Source organism: Streptomyces sp. NBC_00271, from assembly GCF_036178845.1.
Lineage (GTDB): Bacteria > Actinomycetota > Actinomycetes > Streptomycetales > Streptomycetaceae > Streptomyces.
In genome coordinates, this window is sequence record NZ_CP108070.1 from 1,453,642 (window position 1) to 1,469,976 (window position 16,335).

Consider the following 16,335-nt stretch of genomic DNA (forward strand, 5'->3'; position numbering starts at 1 on the left):
CTCACCGACTTTGTGGCTCTTCCGGTGTTGTGGCCTAGTAATCACCCTGCACGGGATACGCCAAGAGTCAATAGGTTTTGGGTAAATTTTTCAGCATTCAGTGGGTGAAGGTGCAGTCTTCTCGCGGCGAGGACTCGGAGACCGGGGCGCACGAGTACCCGAAGCGGGTGCGTCCCCGGCGGCCCGCTCCTCGCTCACCCGGCAGGAGGGGCACAGCGGATTCTCTGAGGAGAGAGGTGTGGCACGAGGCGGACCGACGACTCAGTGCAGCTCAGCGCCGGTGCTCTTGACGATATCCGGCACAACAGGTGTGGCGCCTTCTCTGAATCGAGCGATGGCGCCTTGCTACGGGGAGACGGATCCGGCGATGCTTCCAGCAGGCTGGCTGAGGATGCGGCAGATGTCGGCATCGCTGCAAGAAGCCGGGTCGGTTGCGGCAGCGCGCTGGGCGAGTTCCTTGAGCGCGGTGCGGGTCTTGCGCAGTTCGGCCATGCGCCGGTCGATATCACCGAGGTGCTGGTGGACGAGATCGCTGACATGGCTGCAGGGGGCCTGCCCGCTGTCGCGCAGGGTGAGGATGCCGCGGATTTCAGCGAGGGTGAGGCCGGCGCGCTGGGCGTGGCGGATGAAGGTGAGACGCGTGGCGGCGTGGGCGGGATAGTCGCGGTAGCCGCCCGCGGTGCGTGGGGGCTCGGGCATGAGGCCGGCCTGTTCGTAGAAGCGGATGGTCTTGGCAGCAACTCCGCTCATAGTGGCCAGCTCGCCGATGCGCATGCTTCCAGGCTAGCCCTTGACCTTCCCGTGCACTGGAAGGTCTAGCGTCGCAGGCGAAGCCTTTGAACTGGGAGGACGACGGTCATGCGGATCACGGTGCTGACGGTTCCAGACTGCCCGAACGCGCCCCTGGTGCAAGAACGGATCCGGGCCGCGCTGGCCGGGCGGGCCGCTGAGGTCAAGGCGGTCGAGGTGCGCGACGCCGCGGAGGCGGCCCGGTGGGGCATGACCGGCTCGCCCACGGTGCTCATCGATGGGATCGACCCGTTCGCGCAGGCCGGAATGGGGCCGAGCGTGTCGTGCCGGATCTACCGGCACGCGGGCGGGACCGCGGACGGGGCACCGAGCGTGGAGAACCTCCGCCAGGCCCTGGGCACCGACGGCATCCCCGAAGCGGTGGAAACGGGCTGCTGAGAGTCGGACCAGCTCGATCCGCTCGGCCGGGCCGGACGCGGGCGGCGGGCCCGGCCGAGCGTGGGCTGCGGGCGGTGCACCAGGCGGTGGTTCTCGGTGCGGACCTGGTCCAGCACTCGTGGGAGGGCCTCGAACGCGTCGTAGGGCGCGTCATCGTCTTGCCATCAGCCATCGCCCCGCCCTCCTTGCTGGACACGGCCCGTCGACAAGTAGCCGACCGAGGTGCTCATTCAGGGTATGCGGCACCACTGACAGTCAGGCCCGACCGCGTCCAGCGCTGCGCTCGTGATCAGCCGTGGCGAATGCCTTCTCTGCGGCCTCCGCAGACGCAGAGGTCGGGCACCGCCCCGTACCCGCCCTGTTGCGACCGTATCGGCGTAATGATCGACACCAGGTACAAGGCCGCCCATCGCCGGTCCTCCTCGGCCGTCGCGGCGCCCAAGACCGTCCCGCGGTCCCGCGCTTCCCGCAGCAGTTGCTCCGCGCGCTCGCCGACCGCGGGCTCACCACCCCCGGCGGACTGCCGCATGGCCAGCGCACCACCCAGCCGCCCGCTCACCGCGCTGCGGAGAGCGGGGTCGTGGTCCAGCAGCCTTGCCGGCTGGTCGAGTTCGGCGATCGACGCGTCGTACGCCCGAGGCGGAGCATCTCTTGCGCCCATGGCGGAGGTCAGCCGCTTGACCCGCTCCGCGGCGTCCGCCGCCAGGGCGCGCAGCCCCTGTACGCCGCCGCTCCCCTCGTCGCTCACCGACCCCCTGCCTCCCCTCCCGGACCTCGACGGCCCTGGGAACCAACGCCACTGCCCCATGGCCCACTTGCGAGACCGGGGCCGACGCCTTGTTCTGCCTGTACGCGAGAGGTCCGCCTCTCCCCCGTGCGACCGCGCCCGAGATCACCGAGGCGGGGCCCGGACTGCGCGCTCCCTCATCTGCACCGCAAGGTAAATGACTTTAATATGAGAAAAGATCAAATATCCGATACATTCCCGCACGGGCTGCGTATACAGATCATGACGTCAGAATCGAAGATCACGTCAAAGGCATCCGGAAGCACTGCCCGCAATGGCCGGGCAGGCGGCCGTCCCGGCATCGGCGAAGCTGAATTGCTCGCTTCCGATCTCCGAAGACCTGGGCTCCGATCCACCTCACCGTCGCACAACGGGCACCCCGCAGACCTCGACATGGAACACGCTCTCGCGGAAGTGCTGGCCGAGGTCGTGTGCATCGAGCAGGTACCTGTCGACAGTCACTTCTTCGACGACCTGGGCGCCGATTCCCTCGTGATGGCGCATTTCTGCGCGCGGCTGCGGAAGAGGGCGGATCTGCCCTCCGTGTCGATGAAGGAGATCTACCAACATCCCACCGTAAGGGGCCTGGCGGCTGCGGTACCGGCCCCCACGGCCCCTCAGCCGGCGCCCGCACCGACCCCCGCCCGGCCCTCGCAGGCCATGGGCCCGCCCACCGAAGCGACCGCGGCGGAATACGTCCTGTGCGGATTCCTTCAGGCCTTCGCCTTCCTCGGCTACACCTGTCTCGTGGCCGTGGCCACCGCATGGGGGTACGAGTGGATCTCCACCGGGTCGGGCGTGTTCGATGTCTATGTGAGGTCGGTACTGTTCGGCGGCGCCGGTTTCCTCGGGTTGTGCGCCCTTCCCGTCCTCGTGAAGTGGACGCTCATCGGGCGGTGGAAGCCGGGGCAGATCCGCATCTGGTCAATGACGTACGTTCGCTTCTGGATCGTCAGGACGCTGATCCGTTCGGATCCGCTGGTGCTGTTCGTCGGCTCGCCCCTGTACGTGCTCTATCTCCGAGCGCTCGGTGCCGACATCGGGCGGGGAGCCGTGATCCTCTCCCGAAACGTGCCTGTGTGCACCGACTTGCTCACCATCGGTGAGGACACCGTCATCCGGAAGGACTCGTTCTTCTCCTGCTATCGCGCCCAGGGGGGCGTGCTCCAGTTGGGCCCGGTCAGCATCGGGAAGTCGGTGCTCGTCAGCGAGGCCACGGTGATCGACATCCGGACAGCGCTGGGTGACGGAGCCCAGCTCGCCCATGCCTCCTCGTTGCACAGCGGGCAGGTTGTGTCCGACGGCGAGCACTGGCACGGATCACCGGCACAGCGCACCGAGACGAATTTCCAGGTCGTCGGCGAGATGCCGCACGCCACGCTCCGCAGAGCCCTGCACAGTGTCCTGCAGTTGGCGGGCGCATTGTTCTTGTGCGTGCCGCTCGTCGTCGGTGGCACAGTCATGTTGCTGGTCGCGGTTCCGCAGTTCAACACGCTCATCGAGCCGGGGCCCTCGGCCTTCACCAGCGGCACGTTCTATCGCGATGCCGCGGTGGCTGCCGCCGTGCTGGTCTTCGGCGGTGTGGCGCTCGGCCTCCTGCTCATCACCCTGCTGCCCCGTGTGCTCCGTCGCGCCGTCGTACCGGGCCGCGACTACCCCTTGTACGGATGGCACCACTCAGTGCACCGAGCTGTCGCGCGTCTTACCAACAGGCGATTCCTCACCCGCTTGTTCGGTGACAGTTCCTGCATCGTCCACTATTTGCGCAGCATCGGCTACGACTTCTCCCCCATCGAGCAGACAGGGTCGAATTTCGGTTGCGACGTGAGGCACGAGAGCCCGTTCATGAGCTCGGTCGGCAGCGGAACGATGGTGGCGGACGGCCTGTCGATCGTGAATGCCGACTTCTCCAGTACAGCGTTCCGGGTCTCCCGGGCACCGATCGGGGCCCACAGCTTCCTGGGAAACCGCATCGCCTATCCGGCGCGGACACGCGCCGGCGACAACTGCCTTCTGGCGACGAAGGTCATGGTCCCCGTCGACGGCAAGCTCCGGGAAGGCGTGGGTCTGCTGGGCTCACCCAGCTTCGAGATCCCCCGGTCGGTCCTGCGCGACAGTCGGTTCGACCAATTGGCCAGCGGCGAAGAGCTTCGCCGTGGCCTCGCGGCGAAGAACAAGCACAACGCGGCCACCATGGGCTGGTACCTGCTGGTGCGGTGGATCTACGTTCTGGTTGCCGCACTGCTCGCCGCCGGCGCTGTCGACACCTACGCACGTCTGGGCGCGCTTGCTCTCGCGCTGGCCGATGTGCTCGTTCTGGTTTTCACCGCGGTGTACTTCGTGCTGGTCGAGCGTGTCCTCACCGCGGTGCGCTGTCCAGGCCCCCTGTACTGCTCGATCTACGATCCCCGGTTCTGGTGGCGCGAGCGCTATTGGAAGGTGCCGTCGGAGACCTATCTGCGCATCTTCAACGGCACTCCGTTCAAGAACGTGATCTGGCGATTGCTGGGCGTCCGGATCGGGCGCAGGGTTTTCGACGACGGCTGCTACGTGACCGAGCGGCGGATGGTGTCCATCGGTGACGCGTGCGCTCTGAACGCGGGAAGCATCATCCAGTGCCACTCGCAGGAGGACGGGACCTTCAAGTCCGACAGCATCACGCTCGGCCGCGGCTGCACGGTCGGTGTCGGTGCGCTGGTCCACTACGGCGTGACAGTGGGCGACGGCGCGGTGCTCGCCCCGGACTCCTTCCTCATGAAAGGGGAGGTCGTTCCCTCGCACTCCTGGTGGGGCGGCAATCCGGCCCGGGAGCTGGATCAGGGCTGCGACCAGGGCTGTGACCAGGCAGAAAGGTGCAGCTGATGACCGTCGCACCCGACGTCAATGTGGTCCAGCCCAACGACGAGGACTTCTGGCAGTCCGTTGTCAGCCGCGGCGACGTCACCAACCTTCCGCGCTGGCCCCGCACGCCGGTCGAGAACATCGGCGTGTTCGATCCGTCCCTCGACAATGCGGCAACCTCGCGCTGCTGTCTGGAGCAGTCCTGCGCCATGGGGCACATCACCGTGCACGACGACGCCGGGGAAGTGATCCGCCTCAGCGACCCACTCGTGCTCCACATATCGCTGCGGCACCTGACACCAACGACTCTGTCCTCCCCCTTCGGCCTGGGGGCACTCGATCTGGCCGTCGGCAAGTACGTCTACGACAAGGTCGCCGACTCCGAAGAACTGCACGTCGTCGACGACTTCTTCCACCAGCTGAACCGTTTCGGATGAGCGGCACGGCAGCCCACGGCGCCACGCCGCGCATCAAACCACGGAGGCCATCGTGCCAGTCATCTCCGAGCCCTACAGCTTCAATGAGGAGGACCTCTACGTCGACCTGCAGCCGATCTTCGGGCAGCCGCTGTTCCTGAAATGCGAGGGCTTCAACTTCGCAGGCTCCATCAAGCTGAAGCCGGCCAGGGAGATGGTCAAGGCCGCGGAACGGGCAGGGGTCCTGACGCCCGAATCGGTCCTGCTGGAGTCCTCATCCGGCAACATGGGCGTGGCCCTGAGCGTGATAGCGGCCAGCAAGGGCTACCGGCTTCTGTGCGTGACGGACTCGCGTTGCAACCTGCAGACCCGGTTGTTGATGGAGGCACTCGGAGCCCAGGTCCACATCGTCACCCAGCCCAGCCCGCACGATGGTTTCCTCGGAGCTCGCCTCGACTACATCCGCAGGCTTTGCAGACAGGACCAACGTTATGTGTGGCTGAGCCAGTACACCAACGCCAACAACTGGAAGGCGCACTACCAGACAACGGCACCGGCCATCGCGCGCACGTTCCCTGACCTTGACGTCCTGTTCGTCGGGGCGGGCACGACCGGAACGCTCATGGGCTGTGCCCGTTGGTTCAGGCATTGGCATCGCCTCGTGCGGATTGTGGCGGTCGACCCTCTGGGCTCGGTCTCCTTCGGCGGAGCACCTGGCCGCCGGATGCTCCCCGGCCTGGGCATGAGCATGCGACCACCGCTGCTCGACTCGTCGTACGTGGACGAGGCGATACAGGTCGAGGAGGCCGACACCATCCGGGCCTGCCACAGCCTGGCCAGACATGGCTTCCTCTTCGGCGGCTCCACGGGCACCGTGGTCAGCGGGGCGATCGACTGGCTGACCCGACATGACACACCCTCCCTCACCACGGTGGCCATAGCCCCGGACCTCGGAGAGCGCTATCTCGAGACCATCTACCAAGCCAACTGGGTCCGTGATCTCTACGGCAACGATGTTCTGCCGACCGCCACGCAGCCTCTCGCTGACGCCCGCGAAGCCCGCAGGGCGCCATCGGCGAGATCGCCCGGCAGACGACGGTAGGCGTCGCAAACGGATGTCACCACTGTCACGGCCGTCAGTACGAGGCCGGTGCCCCCGGGGAACGGCGCGGGCGTCTCCGCCATGGCCACGGGCCATCGCGCAGACGATCTACAGACCAGGCCAAACCTGCGCCCCCCGTGCAGCCGTTCCCGGTGCGGCCGACGCAACGGCTGGAAGAAGAACACCTCCCAGGAGATCCTGCCCGCCGGGGAGGTGGTGCGGCGGATGACGCGGGACGCCGACGCCCGTCTCGCCCGACGGTCTTCGCAGACCGCCGCGTCCACCGGCTGAGCCGGCACCTTCGCGCAGGCGTCCCGCCGGTGGCCGGAACCTCGTATTCCCACGCCGTGGCCACCCGTCCGGCACTCCCGCCCGTACGACGCTCCCTCGCGACCTCTCCGACGAAGCCCCGCTGGGTCGGAGCGCAGGGGGCAGCCGCTGCCGAGGTGGACTCGTCGGTCACCACCGCGCAGCACTCATGGGCCACGTCTTCACCCGCGCCGGGCAGGCCGCGCACGCCTACGTCCTGGCTCCACGCGGACACGGTCGGGGCGCGCTCGGCCTCGCGGGCGGCGCGCTGGTGCCGGCCGGGACGGCATGGGGCCGCAGGGCCGCGGGCTGACGAACGGCGAACACGGGAAACGCCGACCGCCGCCCGGTGCGCTGCCGGGCGGCGTCGGGGTCGAGCGCGGTGCGCGGTCAACAGGCGTGGGCAGGCTCAGCCGACGGGGTCGCCGTCGAGCTGCTCCTGGGGGTCGACATCCCCGGCCGGTGCGGCCTCGCTCGTGGCCGCGGGCCGCCGGTCGAGCCCGAGCACGAGCGGTACGGCCAGCACGCTGATCGCGGTGAGGAACACCCAGGGCAGCGCCGCACCGCCCTCCAACAGCGCTGTGAGCAGCGCCGGGGCGACGGCACCGCCGACCGACCAGGACAGCTGGTAGACGCCCAGATAGCGGCCCCGTAGATGCTCGGGTGCCATCACCACGCTCAGTTCGCTGGTCGGCGGCGAGCCGAGCATCTCGGCCACGGTGTAGAGCACCATCGCGATCAGCAGCCCGGCGATCACCGCCCAGCCGGGCAGCACGAGCAGCGTGCCGAAGACGACGAACGCCGCCGCGTTGAACAGCAGGGCCAGCACCAGCACCGTCACCGGCCTGCGAGCCTCGATCCACCGGCTGGCGAGCGTCTGGAGCAGCGCAACCATGGCCGCGTTCAGCACGACGAACACGCCGACGATCCAGGCGCCGACATCGAGGTCGTCCACCGCGTAGACGGCGAGCAGCACCGTGATCACCGTGGAGGAGAAGACGAAGGAGATGTTCGTCGCGACCAGCCGCAGATACCGAGTGTCCTTCAGCACGGTGCGATAGCCGCCCGAGGGTTGTCCAGTGGTTTCGCCCGCGGCCTGCTCCGGCTCGGCGGGCTTCGGCTCCGCGGGCCCGGCGCCGGCCGCCTCGCTCGTGTCCGCGCCCCGCAAGGTGAACACGAGCCAGCCTGCGACGGCGAAGGTGACCACGTTGATCACCATGACCGCCCGCAGCCCGGCGACGGTGCCGATGCTCAGGGCCACCGCGGACGCGGCGCCGCCGAAACCGACGCCGACATTGCGCAGGGCACGGACGAAGCCGAACCAGCGGGCCCGCTCGACGCCCCGGGCGACCAGCACGGTGAGCGGACTGTTGCCCATCCAGAAGGCGGTGGAACCCAGTTGCACCACGAACTGCCACAGCACGATCTGCCAGGCCGCGTGCGAGAACAGGAAACCGATGAATCCGGCCACCGAAATCCAGTTACCCGCAGCGACCACGGTGCGCGGACCGTATTTGTCCAACAGGCGCCCGATGAAGAGCGGAAAGGGCAGGACGAGCAGCTGACCGACGGTCAGCGCGGCACCGACGGCGACCAGCGACAGCGACGTCGTCTTCACGAAGAAGACGACGGTGAACGCCACCACCAACCCGTTTCCCAGGCTGTCGATCAGATTGGCCGTGACGAATCGGCCTTTTCCCGCGAGATCCGGCAGACCCCAGGCCGTCTGAATCCGCCGCCACGCCGAAGGCGCGGGGGAAGGCTGCGGCATCATGACTTCTCGTTACTTCGCTGCATCGGCAGGCAATTCGCCCGCGGCAGGCACTTCGCCCCCGGCGGGCAGCTCGCTCTGATGGAAGACGGCTGCGCTGCACGCCTTGGCATGCGCCGCGATGGAGATGATGCTGCCCGAACCGGCCGGCACCACCTTGGCATATGCTCCTGCCCAACCATGCGGGGTGTAGAACATGCCATAGGCCGCATGCCATTCCTCGGTTTCCCCGGATACCGGGTCCACCACAAGCTCAGGCCGGGGAATCACTCTCTGTTGTACGACACATCCCTCGGCGGCGGAGTTCTCCAGAGCCCGCCGCCACGTGGCGTCGTCCGTTTCCCAGCCCACCACGGCGCCGACTCCGCCGCCGCGCGCGTTGACCTTCAGGATCAACTGCTCGCGCCGCTCCAGGCATTCGTCCACGAGGTCGGTGTCAGTCTTGAGCACGTCGGTGTTGATCAGTCGGGTCCAGGGCAGCACCCGGTCGATGAGCCGGCACTCGTCGTCGCTGAGGTTGCGCCGCCGCACCGGGTCCGAAAGCAGCGCCATACCGGCCTTGTTGGCGAACATGTTGCTGGAAAACGGCGTCCACAGCAGTGTCCCGCCCGCCCGATGCGCACGCAGCAGGGGTGCGACCAGGTCCCAGCCGTCGGGTTCCTCGGCGATCTGGTCCGGGACGAAGGTGCGGTAGACCACGTCGATCTTCGTGTCCCCGAGGTAGAGCGCCCCGCCGCGTTCGTGCACGTCTGAGACCTCAGCCACCAGGATGTCGAGGCCCGCCGAGCGCAGTGCGGACTGGAAGTTGAGCGCGAGCTCGCCGTAGTCCTTCAAACCGCCACGCCATTCCAGCATGGCCACCACCGGCTGGCGCCCGGGTGCCACCTGGGCACCGAAGCGGCGCAGCGCCTCCACCACGGCGCGAACGGGATGCACGTAGCCGAGCCGGTTCCGGCGCGCGAAGTCGGCAAAGCCGTCGATCTCCATCATCGACCGGGAGATTTCACTCGCAAGGGCCCAGCCACCGGCCTCGCTCCCCAGATTGGTTTCGAGGAGCTTGAATGAAGTGCCGTCGTGGTACATGTCGGCCCGGCCATAGCGGGGTGGCAGTACGTCACCACCGAACCGCCGTATCGCTTCCCAGTGGCCGTCGCTGATACCGAGCACCGACCGGAATGCGTCCAGATCGCCGCCGAACATCCGGTCCGGCAAGGAAAATTGTATTTCGACGAGGTGCTGCAGGTCATCGGCGAACTCGCGAATCTCACGCTCGGCGACGAAGAGGGGTCTGGCCAAATACTCGCCATGCCAAGGTGCGAGCGTCGGGAAGTCCTTGACGTGCTGGGCGACCGTGGGCAAGGCGCTGCCTGGCGTGCGGAACTCCTCGTTGTACTGGGCTGTTACGCGCTCCGCCGACATGTAGTCTCCGCTCCCGCTCGCTGGTGACTGGGCCTCACGGCCCGCAGGGGTCACTGTTTCACCCCGGTCTCCAGTGCGACTCAATTGCGGCTCAATTGCGGCCCAATTATCGTCAACGACCCCTGTGGACACTGAACATCTGTGTTAAGACTAGAATACTTGAACACCCGAAAAACAATAGTTCTGCAGCCATGGGGGAAGGCGGCACCAGTTGCCTGCTTTTGGTGGAAGGTCCTTCAGGAACCGGAAAGAGCCATCTGCTGTCGGCCGTGGCGGCCGAGGCGCGACAAAGGGGTTCCGGGCCCCCGCGGCCCATGTTGTCTCGGTTCCCTCCCTGTTATGGGTCTGGCTGGGGCTCAGTGCCCCTGCGGCATCCGTCCTGGTCGGCGTCGATGATCTGCACAAGCCGGGGAGAGTCGAGCACGTCTTCGCACTGCTGCCCGAGCCGCCGCTGCCCCACACCCGAGTGGCGCTCGGCCCGTTGTCCGAAAACACGGTGCGGGAACTCACCGCCGACCTGCTCGGCGCTCCGCCCTCCCCCACGCTCGCGGCGCTCGGCGCGGTGGCCGAGCCCTTCGGGCAGCCCGCCGGGATGCTGCTGCCGCTGGTGGAGGAGGCCACCGATGTCGGGGTCATCGCCGGCGTCGGCGACCGGCAGGTCTCACCCAACCGCTGTTCTGGCAGGCCGTCCTGGAGTCGCTGCCCGAACCGATGCGGACGGGGGCCCGCGGCGGGTCCGTACGCCCCGGCGAGCCCGCCCGCCCCGCCGCGGGCGCCATGGCCGCCCAACCATGGCCGCCCAACCCTGGCCGACCAGCCTGGGGGAGATCGACCGGGTGATCGCCACCCTGGTCAGCGACGGCCTCACCAACAGCCAGATCGCACCACTCGCATCAACCGCCCGCCTCGCACGGTCAGTTATCACCTACGCAAGATGTTCGGCACACTCAGCGTCCGATCGCGCAGCGAACTCGCGGGCACGGTCAGGCCGAGACTACGGGAGGCGCCATGACCGCCACGACGGACACTTTCGCCGATGCCATCGGCGGGCTCGGGGACACCGAGTGGGACCGGCTCGCCGACGGCAGGTTCTACTCGTCGGCGCTGTGGCTGCGGGTGTGCGCCCTCGACCCCGGGTCGGTCTCCGGCGGACTACACGTGGAGACCCCGGGCGGCGGCCGGGCCGCGATCCCCGTGGCGGCGGTGACCGACGAGCCCACCCCAGACCTGCGGTGGCACGACCTGCTTGCCGCGCGCGGCCTGCCGGCGCCCGAGCCGGGCGGCCTGCTCATCGGCCAGCGCCGCGGCTACCTGGCGCACCTGCTGACCGGCGAGGGAACCGATCGGACCGAGGCCGCCGCCGAGGTGCTCGACGCGGTCCGCGCGCTGCGCTCACCCCTCCACGAGGAGTCGAAGATCGCCCGCGTGGCGATGTACCTGACCACCGAGGACGTGGGGACGCTGCGCGCCGCGGGGGTGCGGACCGCCCCGGTCGCGCTGAAGACCGACGCCTGGATCGAGATCCCGCCCGGCGGCTACCACGCCTGGCTGGAATCGCTGTCGGCGCACCGGGCCCGCCGTATCCGCAGCGAGATACGGAAGTTCGAGAAGGCCGGATACGAGGTGGAGCACCGGACGCTCGCCGAGTGCTGGCAGGACGTCGCTCGGCTGCTGGCATGTTCGTTGCTGCGCTACGGCAGAACTGTCGACGTGGCCCCGATGGCCGAGTCCTTCCGCAAGCAGGGTGAACTCGCCGGTTCGCGCGCCGAAGTGGTGCTGTGCTCGCGCTCCGGCGAACCGCCCGTAGGCTTCTGCCTGTACTACCGTTGCGGCGACACCGTGTACCTGCGGGGACTCGGCCTCGACCACCACCAACTCGTGTCGGCCGCCGAGTACTTCAACATCACCTACTACATGGCGGCGCGGCTCCCGGGAGTGCGCCGGATTCACGCGGGCACCGAGACCGCGGAAGGAAAGGCACTGCGCGGCGCGACGCTCCGGCCGCTGTGGCTGCTGGACCTGTCCGAGGACAGCCCGCTGGCCGGGTACGACGAGGAGATCCGCGCGCACAACCGCGCCCTGCTCACCCGCCTGCGCGACTCCTCGCCCGCGGTTTCCGACGCCCTGGAGTACGAGCTCTGGGAGCCGTACTGCTGAGGCCAACTGCCGTCGCAGTAATAGGAGTTCGGCAACGCCGCAGATCTGACCGGCTCTTGCAGGAATCCACGAATGAGCCGGCCCAGGTCTGCGGCTGCTTTCATGTCTTTCACGCCTGACCGACTTCACTCGGCCAGCTGTGCACTCCTCGTACAAGTCGCGATGATGCAGGGCAAGTTGCGGCGGAGCAAGGAGTGAGCGCCGTGGGCTTCCCTCCACTTGCCACGGGGGAGGCGCGGGCCGCATCCCGGCGCGGGCCGGCCAGATTGCCAACCGGCTGCGGCGCGGCTGGGCCGGTGGCAGACCGCCGGCCTTCGAACGCGAGCAGCCCCGCTGGAAGGCCTCCACTCCCCCGGCCCACGCCCTGGGGGTAGGCAGCATGATGGGCTCCACATCCAGGCCGTCCTCGCCCTTGCCCGCCGCCGCGTCAACATCCTAATTCCCGTGTAACCAGCTCACCGGCCCTCGCCGGTCGGTGAGGTGGTTCGAACGGGTTGTGACGCTTGCACCCCGCCGGGCCGCAGGTCTGCGACGAGCACGGCTGCGCAACCCAGCTGGCGGGTGGTGGTCTCGTGAGTGCCGGTGGATACCTCTCAACGTCACGGCCAAGATGCCTTCCCAGAGAGCGGCGCCATCCGGTGCTCTCGTGGCCGCCACCCACCCAGCACTGACGCTGCTGGCGGTTGTGTGGGCTCCGGACGCACGCCTTCTTTCAGCCCGGCCATCATGTCTCCGCCAAGATCGGCGGCGTTCGGCGCCTTCACGGCCACCAGCGGCGTCAACACTGTTTGCTTGATCACTCGTTGGAGTTGGTGGTGCGAGCCCGTCGCACGGTGATCTCTTGCATTCCCCGAGCCGTCTGAGCTCTGGGAACAGACCGGGGCCCGTGCGGTGAGCTGGTGCCACGAACGGCTTGTGAGGTGTCGGCCCGTTCCTTGATCGAGGCCTGGAATTAGGTCGCTGCGTGGCCCCGCATGCGCTCGTGACCAGCGCAAACACCCGCACTTCGAGGAGGGAAAGTTGATCTACTGCGGCATCGACTGGGCCGAGAAGACGCACGACGTCGCCCTGGTCGACGACGACGGCACGCTCCTGGCCAAGCGCCACATCACAGACGACGCGACCGGCTACAAGATCCTGCTGGATCTGCTCGCCGAGCACGGCGACACCGAGGACAACCCGATCCCGGTCGCCATCGAGACCTCCCGCGGTCTGCTCGTCGCGGTCCTGCGCACCGGGAAGCGCCAGGTCTACGCCATCAACCCGATGGCCGCCGCACGCTACCGCGACCGCCACGCGGTCACACGGAAGAAGTCCGACCCCGGCGACGCCCTCGTCCTGGCGAACATCCTCCGCACCGATATGCACGCCCACCGGCCATTGCCCCAGGACAGCGATCTCGCCCGCGCCATCGCCGTCCTCGCCCGCGCCCAGCAGGACGCCGTTTGGAACCGGCAGCAGCTCGCCAACCAGCTCCGCTCGCTCCTGCGCGAGTACTTCCCCGCCGCCCTCGACGCCTACCTGCACTGGCAGAACGGTCTCTGCCGCCCTGAGACCCGCGTCCTGCTGGAACTCGCCCCCACGCCCTCGCGGGCGGCCCGGCTGTCGCTCGCGCAACTGCGCTCGGCGCTCAAGCGCGCCGGCCGCCAGCGCCGGATCGATGCCGACGCCGAGCGCATCCGCGAGGTCCTGCGGGCCGAATACGCGCACCAGCCGCTACTGGTCGAGGACGCGCTCGGCAAGCAGATGCTCGCTCTGCTGCGGCAGCTCGAAGCCGCCTGCACGGCCGCCGACCAGCTCGCCGAGGCGGTTGAAGAGGTTTTCCCTCAGCATCCGGACGCCGAGATCATCCTGAGCCTCCCCGGGCTCGGCACCCAGCTCGGCGCCCGGATCCTCGCTGAGATCGGGGACGACCACGCCCGCTTCGCCACTGCCCGCGGAATGAAGGCCTACGCCGGTGCGTCCCCCATCACCAGGGCGTCCGGCAAGAAGTCCAGCATCACCAGACGCTGGGTGAAGAACGACCGGCTCAACCACACCGGCTACCTGTGGGCCTTCGCCTCACTGACCCACTCACCGGGCGCAAAGGCCCACTACGACCGCCGCCGCGAGGCCGGGGACTGGCACGCCGCCGCTCAGAGAAACCTCTTCAACAAGATGATCGGCCAGCTCTACCACTGCCTCCAGAAGCACATCCTGTTCGACGAGAACCTCGCCTTCCCCACACAACTTCTCGAAGCTGCTTGACGACTTAGCTCCGTGAGGTGTCTCTGGGCCCTGCTACGCGACGGTCGGCGCTACGAAGCCGCGCCGACCATCCCTCACGCGGCTTGACAGACGTTCTCTTTTCCCCGACAGGCTTTTGTCGTATCGCGCTTGAGTCGCGGTTGAGCCGCCTTGAGCGATCCCGTGCCACACTCGGCCCATGCTCCACAGGCGTGCTGATCAATCTCTGGTCGAACGGACGAGGCAAATTCGCAGGGGTCTCATGGGAACCCCGCTGATTCCCCTGGCGGACGAGCAGTGCGACATCGTCGCCAAGCTGGAATTCTGCAATCCCACCGGTAGCAGCAAAGACCGTTCGGCACTGTGGATTCTGGAACAGGCGATCGGTCGCGGGGAGATAGCGCGCGACACCACGGTGGTCGAGTCGTCGTCCGGGAACTTCGCGCTGGCGCTGGCTTTCTACTGCCGCATGCTCGGCATCTCGTTCGTCCCGGTCATCGATCCGAACTGCAACGAGGCCACCGAAGCCCAGCTCCGGCTCCTGTGCGAGCGGGTGGAGAAAGTTTCCCTCCGTGATGGGACGGGCAGCTACCTGAAGAACCGGCTGTCCCGGGTGCAGGAACTGCTGGCTGAACTCGACTCGGCCTATTGGCCCAACCAGTACGCCAATCCGGATGCCCGCGACGCGCATTACCGCTTCACCGCGGGCGAGTTGATCGCGCAGGCCGGCCCGCTCGACTATCTCTTCGTCGGCGTGGGCACGGGCGGCACGATCGCCGGGCTCTCCCACCGGATCAAGGAAACGTACCCGGGCTGCGTGGTCGTCGCTGTCGACGCCGAAGGCTCGGTGATCTTCGGCGGGCCGCCGAAGAAGCGGCGGATCCCCGGCATCGGCTCCAGCATCGTCCCGCCGCTGTGCGGCCAGGCACTGATCGACCAGGTCGAGATCGTCTCCGAGGCACGCGCCGTCGAGGCCTGCGGCACCCTGGCCGCCAAGTACGCCCTGTACGCGGGAGGTTCCACCGGCAGCACCTACGCCGCCGTCCAGGACTACTTCGCCCGGCACCGTCCCGGCCCACACCGTCCCCGGGTCGCCTTCATCGCCGCCGACCGCGGCCATGCCTACGCCCAGACCGTCTACGACCCCACATGGGTCCAACAACTACACGCACAAACGGCACAGCCCCCCGGCGTCAAAACCTTGGCCGTCAACTGAAGGACCTCGCGTCCGACGTAGCCGAAGTGTGGCGGGAGTGCCTGGGTGTCGACGGGGCTGCCCGATGGGTCAGGCGGGCAGCCCCTTCGCAAGCCTCCACCGCCCACAGAAGATGTCAGGCGGCGAACACTTGGGAGTCGTCGGCGAACGCCTTGAACTCCAGGGCGTTGCCCGCCGGGTCGAGCAGGAACATCGTCCACTGCTCGCCGGTTTCGCCTGCGAAGCGCACGTAGGGCTCGATGACGAAGTCGGTGTCCGCGGCGCGCAGCCGGTCGGCGAACCGGTGGAAGACGTCGATGCTCAGGATCAGCCCGAAGTGCGGTACGGGGACGTCATGGCCGTCGACCGGGTTGTGAATCTGTGCGGCGCGGGCCGGGGCAAGGTGCGTGACGAACTGGTGGCCGTGCAGGTTCCAGTCCACCCAGGTGTCGGCGCTGCGGCCCTGCTCCAGGCCGAGCGTCTCGCCGTAGAAGCGGCGGGCGGCGTCCAGGTCGTCGACCGGGACGGCGAGGTGGAAGCGGGGGATGGGGGAATCGAGAACGGTCATGGGTCTGAGGTTCCTTCCGTGCGGCGTGGAGTGCCTGGCGCTTACCGGTTCTGACGGTGGGGAAAATGATCAGGTCGTTGACGATGACGTCGGTTGGTGGGCACACCGAGGGGCACGCTGAGCCGATCGGCCAGTTCGGCACCGTACCCGCCTGCTGCGATCACGGCGACGTGCGCGCGCCGCGCGACGGCGTCGACCGTGTCGGCCGGGCCTCCGATGTGGATGATGTCGTCGCTGAGGGCATTGGTCTCGAACGCGCCGCGGTGGCACCGCGGCACCTCCGCGGTGCTCTCTACGCGGACGACGGCGCAGCCGCGGTCGGTGAACGCTTGCGCCGGCACCTAACTCGACGGACA

At 68.0% G+C, this 16,335-nt stretch carries 14 protein-coding genes; 8 read left to right on the forward strand and 6 right to left on the reverse strand.

Translation table 11 applies throughout. The features are described 5' to 3' along the window. Positions 1 to 345: 345 nt before the first annotated feature. Complete coding sequence (locus tag OG798_RS07030; RefSeq protein ID WP_121417423.1) at positions 346 to 774, reverse strand: heavy metal-responsive transcriptional regulator; 429 nt, start codon at positions 772 to 774, stop codon at positions 346 to 348. Between the two features lie 84 nt (positions 775 to 858). Here OG798_RS07030 and OG798_RS07035 point away from each other — a divergent pair, with 84 nt between their 5' ends. Then, positions 859 to 1,188: a thioredoxin family protein gene (locus OG798_RS07035; protein ID WP_121417422.1), complete on the forward strand. Its 330-nt coding sequence runs from the start codon at positions 859 to 861 to the stop codon at positions 1,186 to 1,188. A 289-nt stretch (positions 1,189 to 1,477) separates the two neighbouring features. Here OG798_RS07035 and OG798_RS07040 read toward each other — a convergent pair whose 3' ends face one another. After that, positions 1,478 to 1,936: a hypothetical protein gene (locus tag OG798_RS07040; protein ID WP_328756629.1), complete on the reverse strand. Its 459-nt coding sequence runs from the start codon at positions 1,934 to 1,936 to the stop codon at positions 1,478 to 1,480. Between the two features lie 432 nt (positions 1,937 to 2,368). On the opposite strand from OG798_RS07040, the gene OG798_RS07045 reads away from it, so the two are divergent. From OG798_RS07045 to OG798_RS07060, 4 genes are all read left to right on the forward strand, one after another. Continuing rightward, positions 2,369 to 4,837 (forward strand): Pls/PosA family non-ribosomal peptide synthetase, encoded by a 2,469-nt coding sequence (locus tag OG798_RS07045; RefSeq protein ID WP_121417420.1) that lies wholly within the window; start codon positions 2,369 to 2,371, stop codon positions 4,835 to 4,837. Next, a complete protein-coding gene (locus tag OG798_RS07050; protein WP_328756630.1) occupies positions 4,837 to 5,253 on the forward strand; it encodes a hypothetical protein in 417 nt (138 codons plus the stop codon). Before OG798_RS07045 ends, OG798_RS07050 begins: the two co-directional genes overlap by 1 nt. Before the next feature lie 52 nt (positions 5,254 to 5,305). Continuing rightward, positions 5,306 to 6,334 (forward strand): 2,3-diaminopropionate biosynthesis protein SbnA, encoded by a 1,029-nt coding sequence (gene sbnA, locus OG798_RS07055; protein WP_328756631.1) that lies wholly within the window; start codon positions 5,306 to 5,308, stop codon positions 6,332 to 6,334. 478 nt (positions 6,335 to 6,812) lie between these two features. Then, a complete protein-coding gene (locus OG798_RS07060) occupies positions 6,813 to 6,956 on the forward strand; it encodes a hypothetical protein (protein WP_179436700.1) in 144 nt (47 codons plus the stop codon). Positions 6,957 to 7,052: 96 nt separating this feature from the next. Here OG798_RS07060 and OG798_RS07065 read toward each other — a convergent pair whose 3' ends face one another. Continuing rightward, positions 7,053 to 8,417: an MFS transporter gene (locus tag OG798_RS07065; RefSeq protein ID WP_328756632.1), complete on the reverse strand. Its 1,365-nt coding sequence runs from the start codon at positions 8,415 to 8,417 to the stop codon at positions 7,053 to 7,055. Positions 8,418 to 8,426: 9 nt separating this feature from the next. Further along, positions 8,427 to 9,833: a hypothetical protein gene (locus OG798_RS07070; protein WP_121417416.1), complete on the reverse strand. Its 1,407-nt coding sequence runs from the start codon at positions 9,831 to 9,833 to the stop codon at positions 8,427 to 8,429. A 1,008-nt stretch (positions 9,834 to 10,841) separates the two neighbouring features. On the opposite strand from OG798_RS07070, the gene OG798_RS07075 reads away from it, so the two are divergent. The 3 genes from OG798_RS07075 to sbnA (OG798_RS07085) all read left to right on the forward strand — a co-directional run bounded on the left by OG798_RS07075 (position 10,842) and on the right by sbnA (OG798_RS07085) (position 15,432). Then, the gene (locus tag OG798_RS07075) at positions 10,842 to 11,990 is read left to right on the forward strand and encodes a GNAT family N-acetyltransferase (RefSeq protein ID WP_328756633.1); all 1,149 of its coding nucleotides are present in this window, start codon (positions 10,842 to 10,844) and stop codon (positions 11,988 to 11,990) included. 1,020 nt (positions 11,991 to 13,010) lie between these two features. Next, complete coding sequence (locus OG798_RS07080; RefSeq protein ID WP_328755881.1) at positions 13,011 to 14,237, forward strand: IS110 family transposase; 1,227 nt, start codon at positions 13,011 to 13,013, stop codon at positions 14,235 to 14,237. A gap of 241 nt (positions 14,238 to 14,478) precedes the next feature. After that, positions 14,479 to 15,432, forward strand: coding sequence for a 2,3-diaminopropionate biosynthesis protein SbnA (gene sbnA, locus OG798_RS07085; protein WP_121417414.1), 954 nt, complete (start codon positions 14,479 to 14,481; stop codon positions 15,430 to 15,432). Positions 15,433 to 15,547: 115 nt separating this feature from the next. On the opposite strand, the gene OG798_RS07090 is transcribed toward sbnA (OG798_RS07085), so the two are convergent. Together OG798_RS07090 and OG798_RS07095 are read right to left on the reverse strand one after the other, a co-directional pair. After that, positions 15,548 to 15,979, reverse strand: a complete 432-nt coding sequence (locus OG798_RS07090) for a VOC family protein (RefSeq protein WP_328756634.1) — start codon at positions 15,977 to 15,979, stop codon at positions 15,548 to 15,550. A 41-nt stretch (positions 15,980 to 16,020) separates the two neighbouring features. Continuing rightward, positions 16,021 to 16,320, reverse strand: a complete 300-nt coding sequence (locus OG798_RS07095) for a hypothetical protein (RefSeq protein ID WP_328756635.1) — start codon at positions 16,318 to 16,320, stop codon at positions 16,021 to 16,023. Positions 16,321 to 16,335 lie beyond the last annotated feature (15 nt).

What these genes read in the sequence shown, in the direction of transcription:
- OG798_RS07050 (WP_328756630.1), top strand. Translation starts at nt 4,837, where the DNA reads ATGACCGTCGCACCCGACGTCAATGTGGTCCAGCCCAACGACGAGGAC.
- sbnA (WP_121417414.1), top strand. Translation starts at nt 14,479, where the DNA reads ATGGGAACCCCGCTGATTCCCCTGGCGGACGAGCAGTGCGACATCGTC.
- OG798_RS07060 (WP_179436700.1), top strand. Translation starts at nt 6,813, where the DNA reads ATGGGCCACGTCTTCACCCGCGCCGGGCAGGCCGCGCACGCCTACGTC.
- OG798_RS07035 (WP_121417422.1), top strand. Translation starts at nt 859, where the DNA reads ATGCGGATCACGGTGCTGACGGTTCCAGACTGCCCGAACGCGCCCCTG.
- OG798_RS07070 (WP_121417416.1), bottom strand. Translation starts at nt 9,833, where the DNA reads ATGTCGGCGGAGCGCGTAACAGCCCAGTACAACGAGGAGTTCCGCACG.
- OG798_RS07090 (WP_328756634.1), bottom strand. Translation starts at nt 15,979, where the DNA reads ATGACCGTTCTCGATTCCCCCATCCCCCGCTTCCACCTCGCCGTCCCG.
- OG798_RS07075 (WP_328756633.1), top strand. Translation starts at nt 10,842, where the DNA reads ATGACCGCCACGACGGACACTTTCGCCGATGCCATCGGCGGGCTCGGG.
- OG798_RS07030 (WP_121417423.1), bottom strand. Translation starts at nt 774, where the DNA reads ATGCGCATCGGCGAGCTGGCCACTATGAGCGGAGTTGCTGCCAAGACC.
- OG798_RS07045 (WP_121417420.1), top strand. Translation starts at nt 2,369, where the DNA reads ATGGAACACGCTCTCGCGGAAGTGCTGGCCGAGGTCGTGTGCATCGAG.
- OG798_RS07065 (WP_328756632.1), bottom strand. Translation starts at nt 8,417, where the DNA reads ATGATGCCGCAGCCTTCCCCCGCGCCTTCGGCGTGGCGGCGGATTCAG.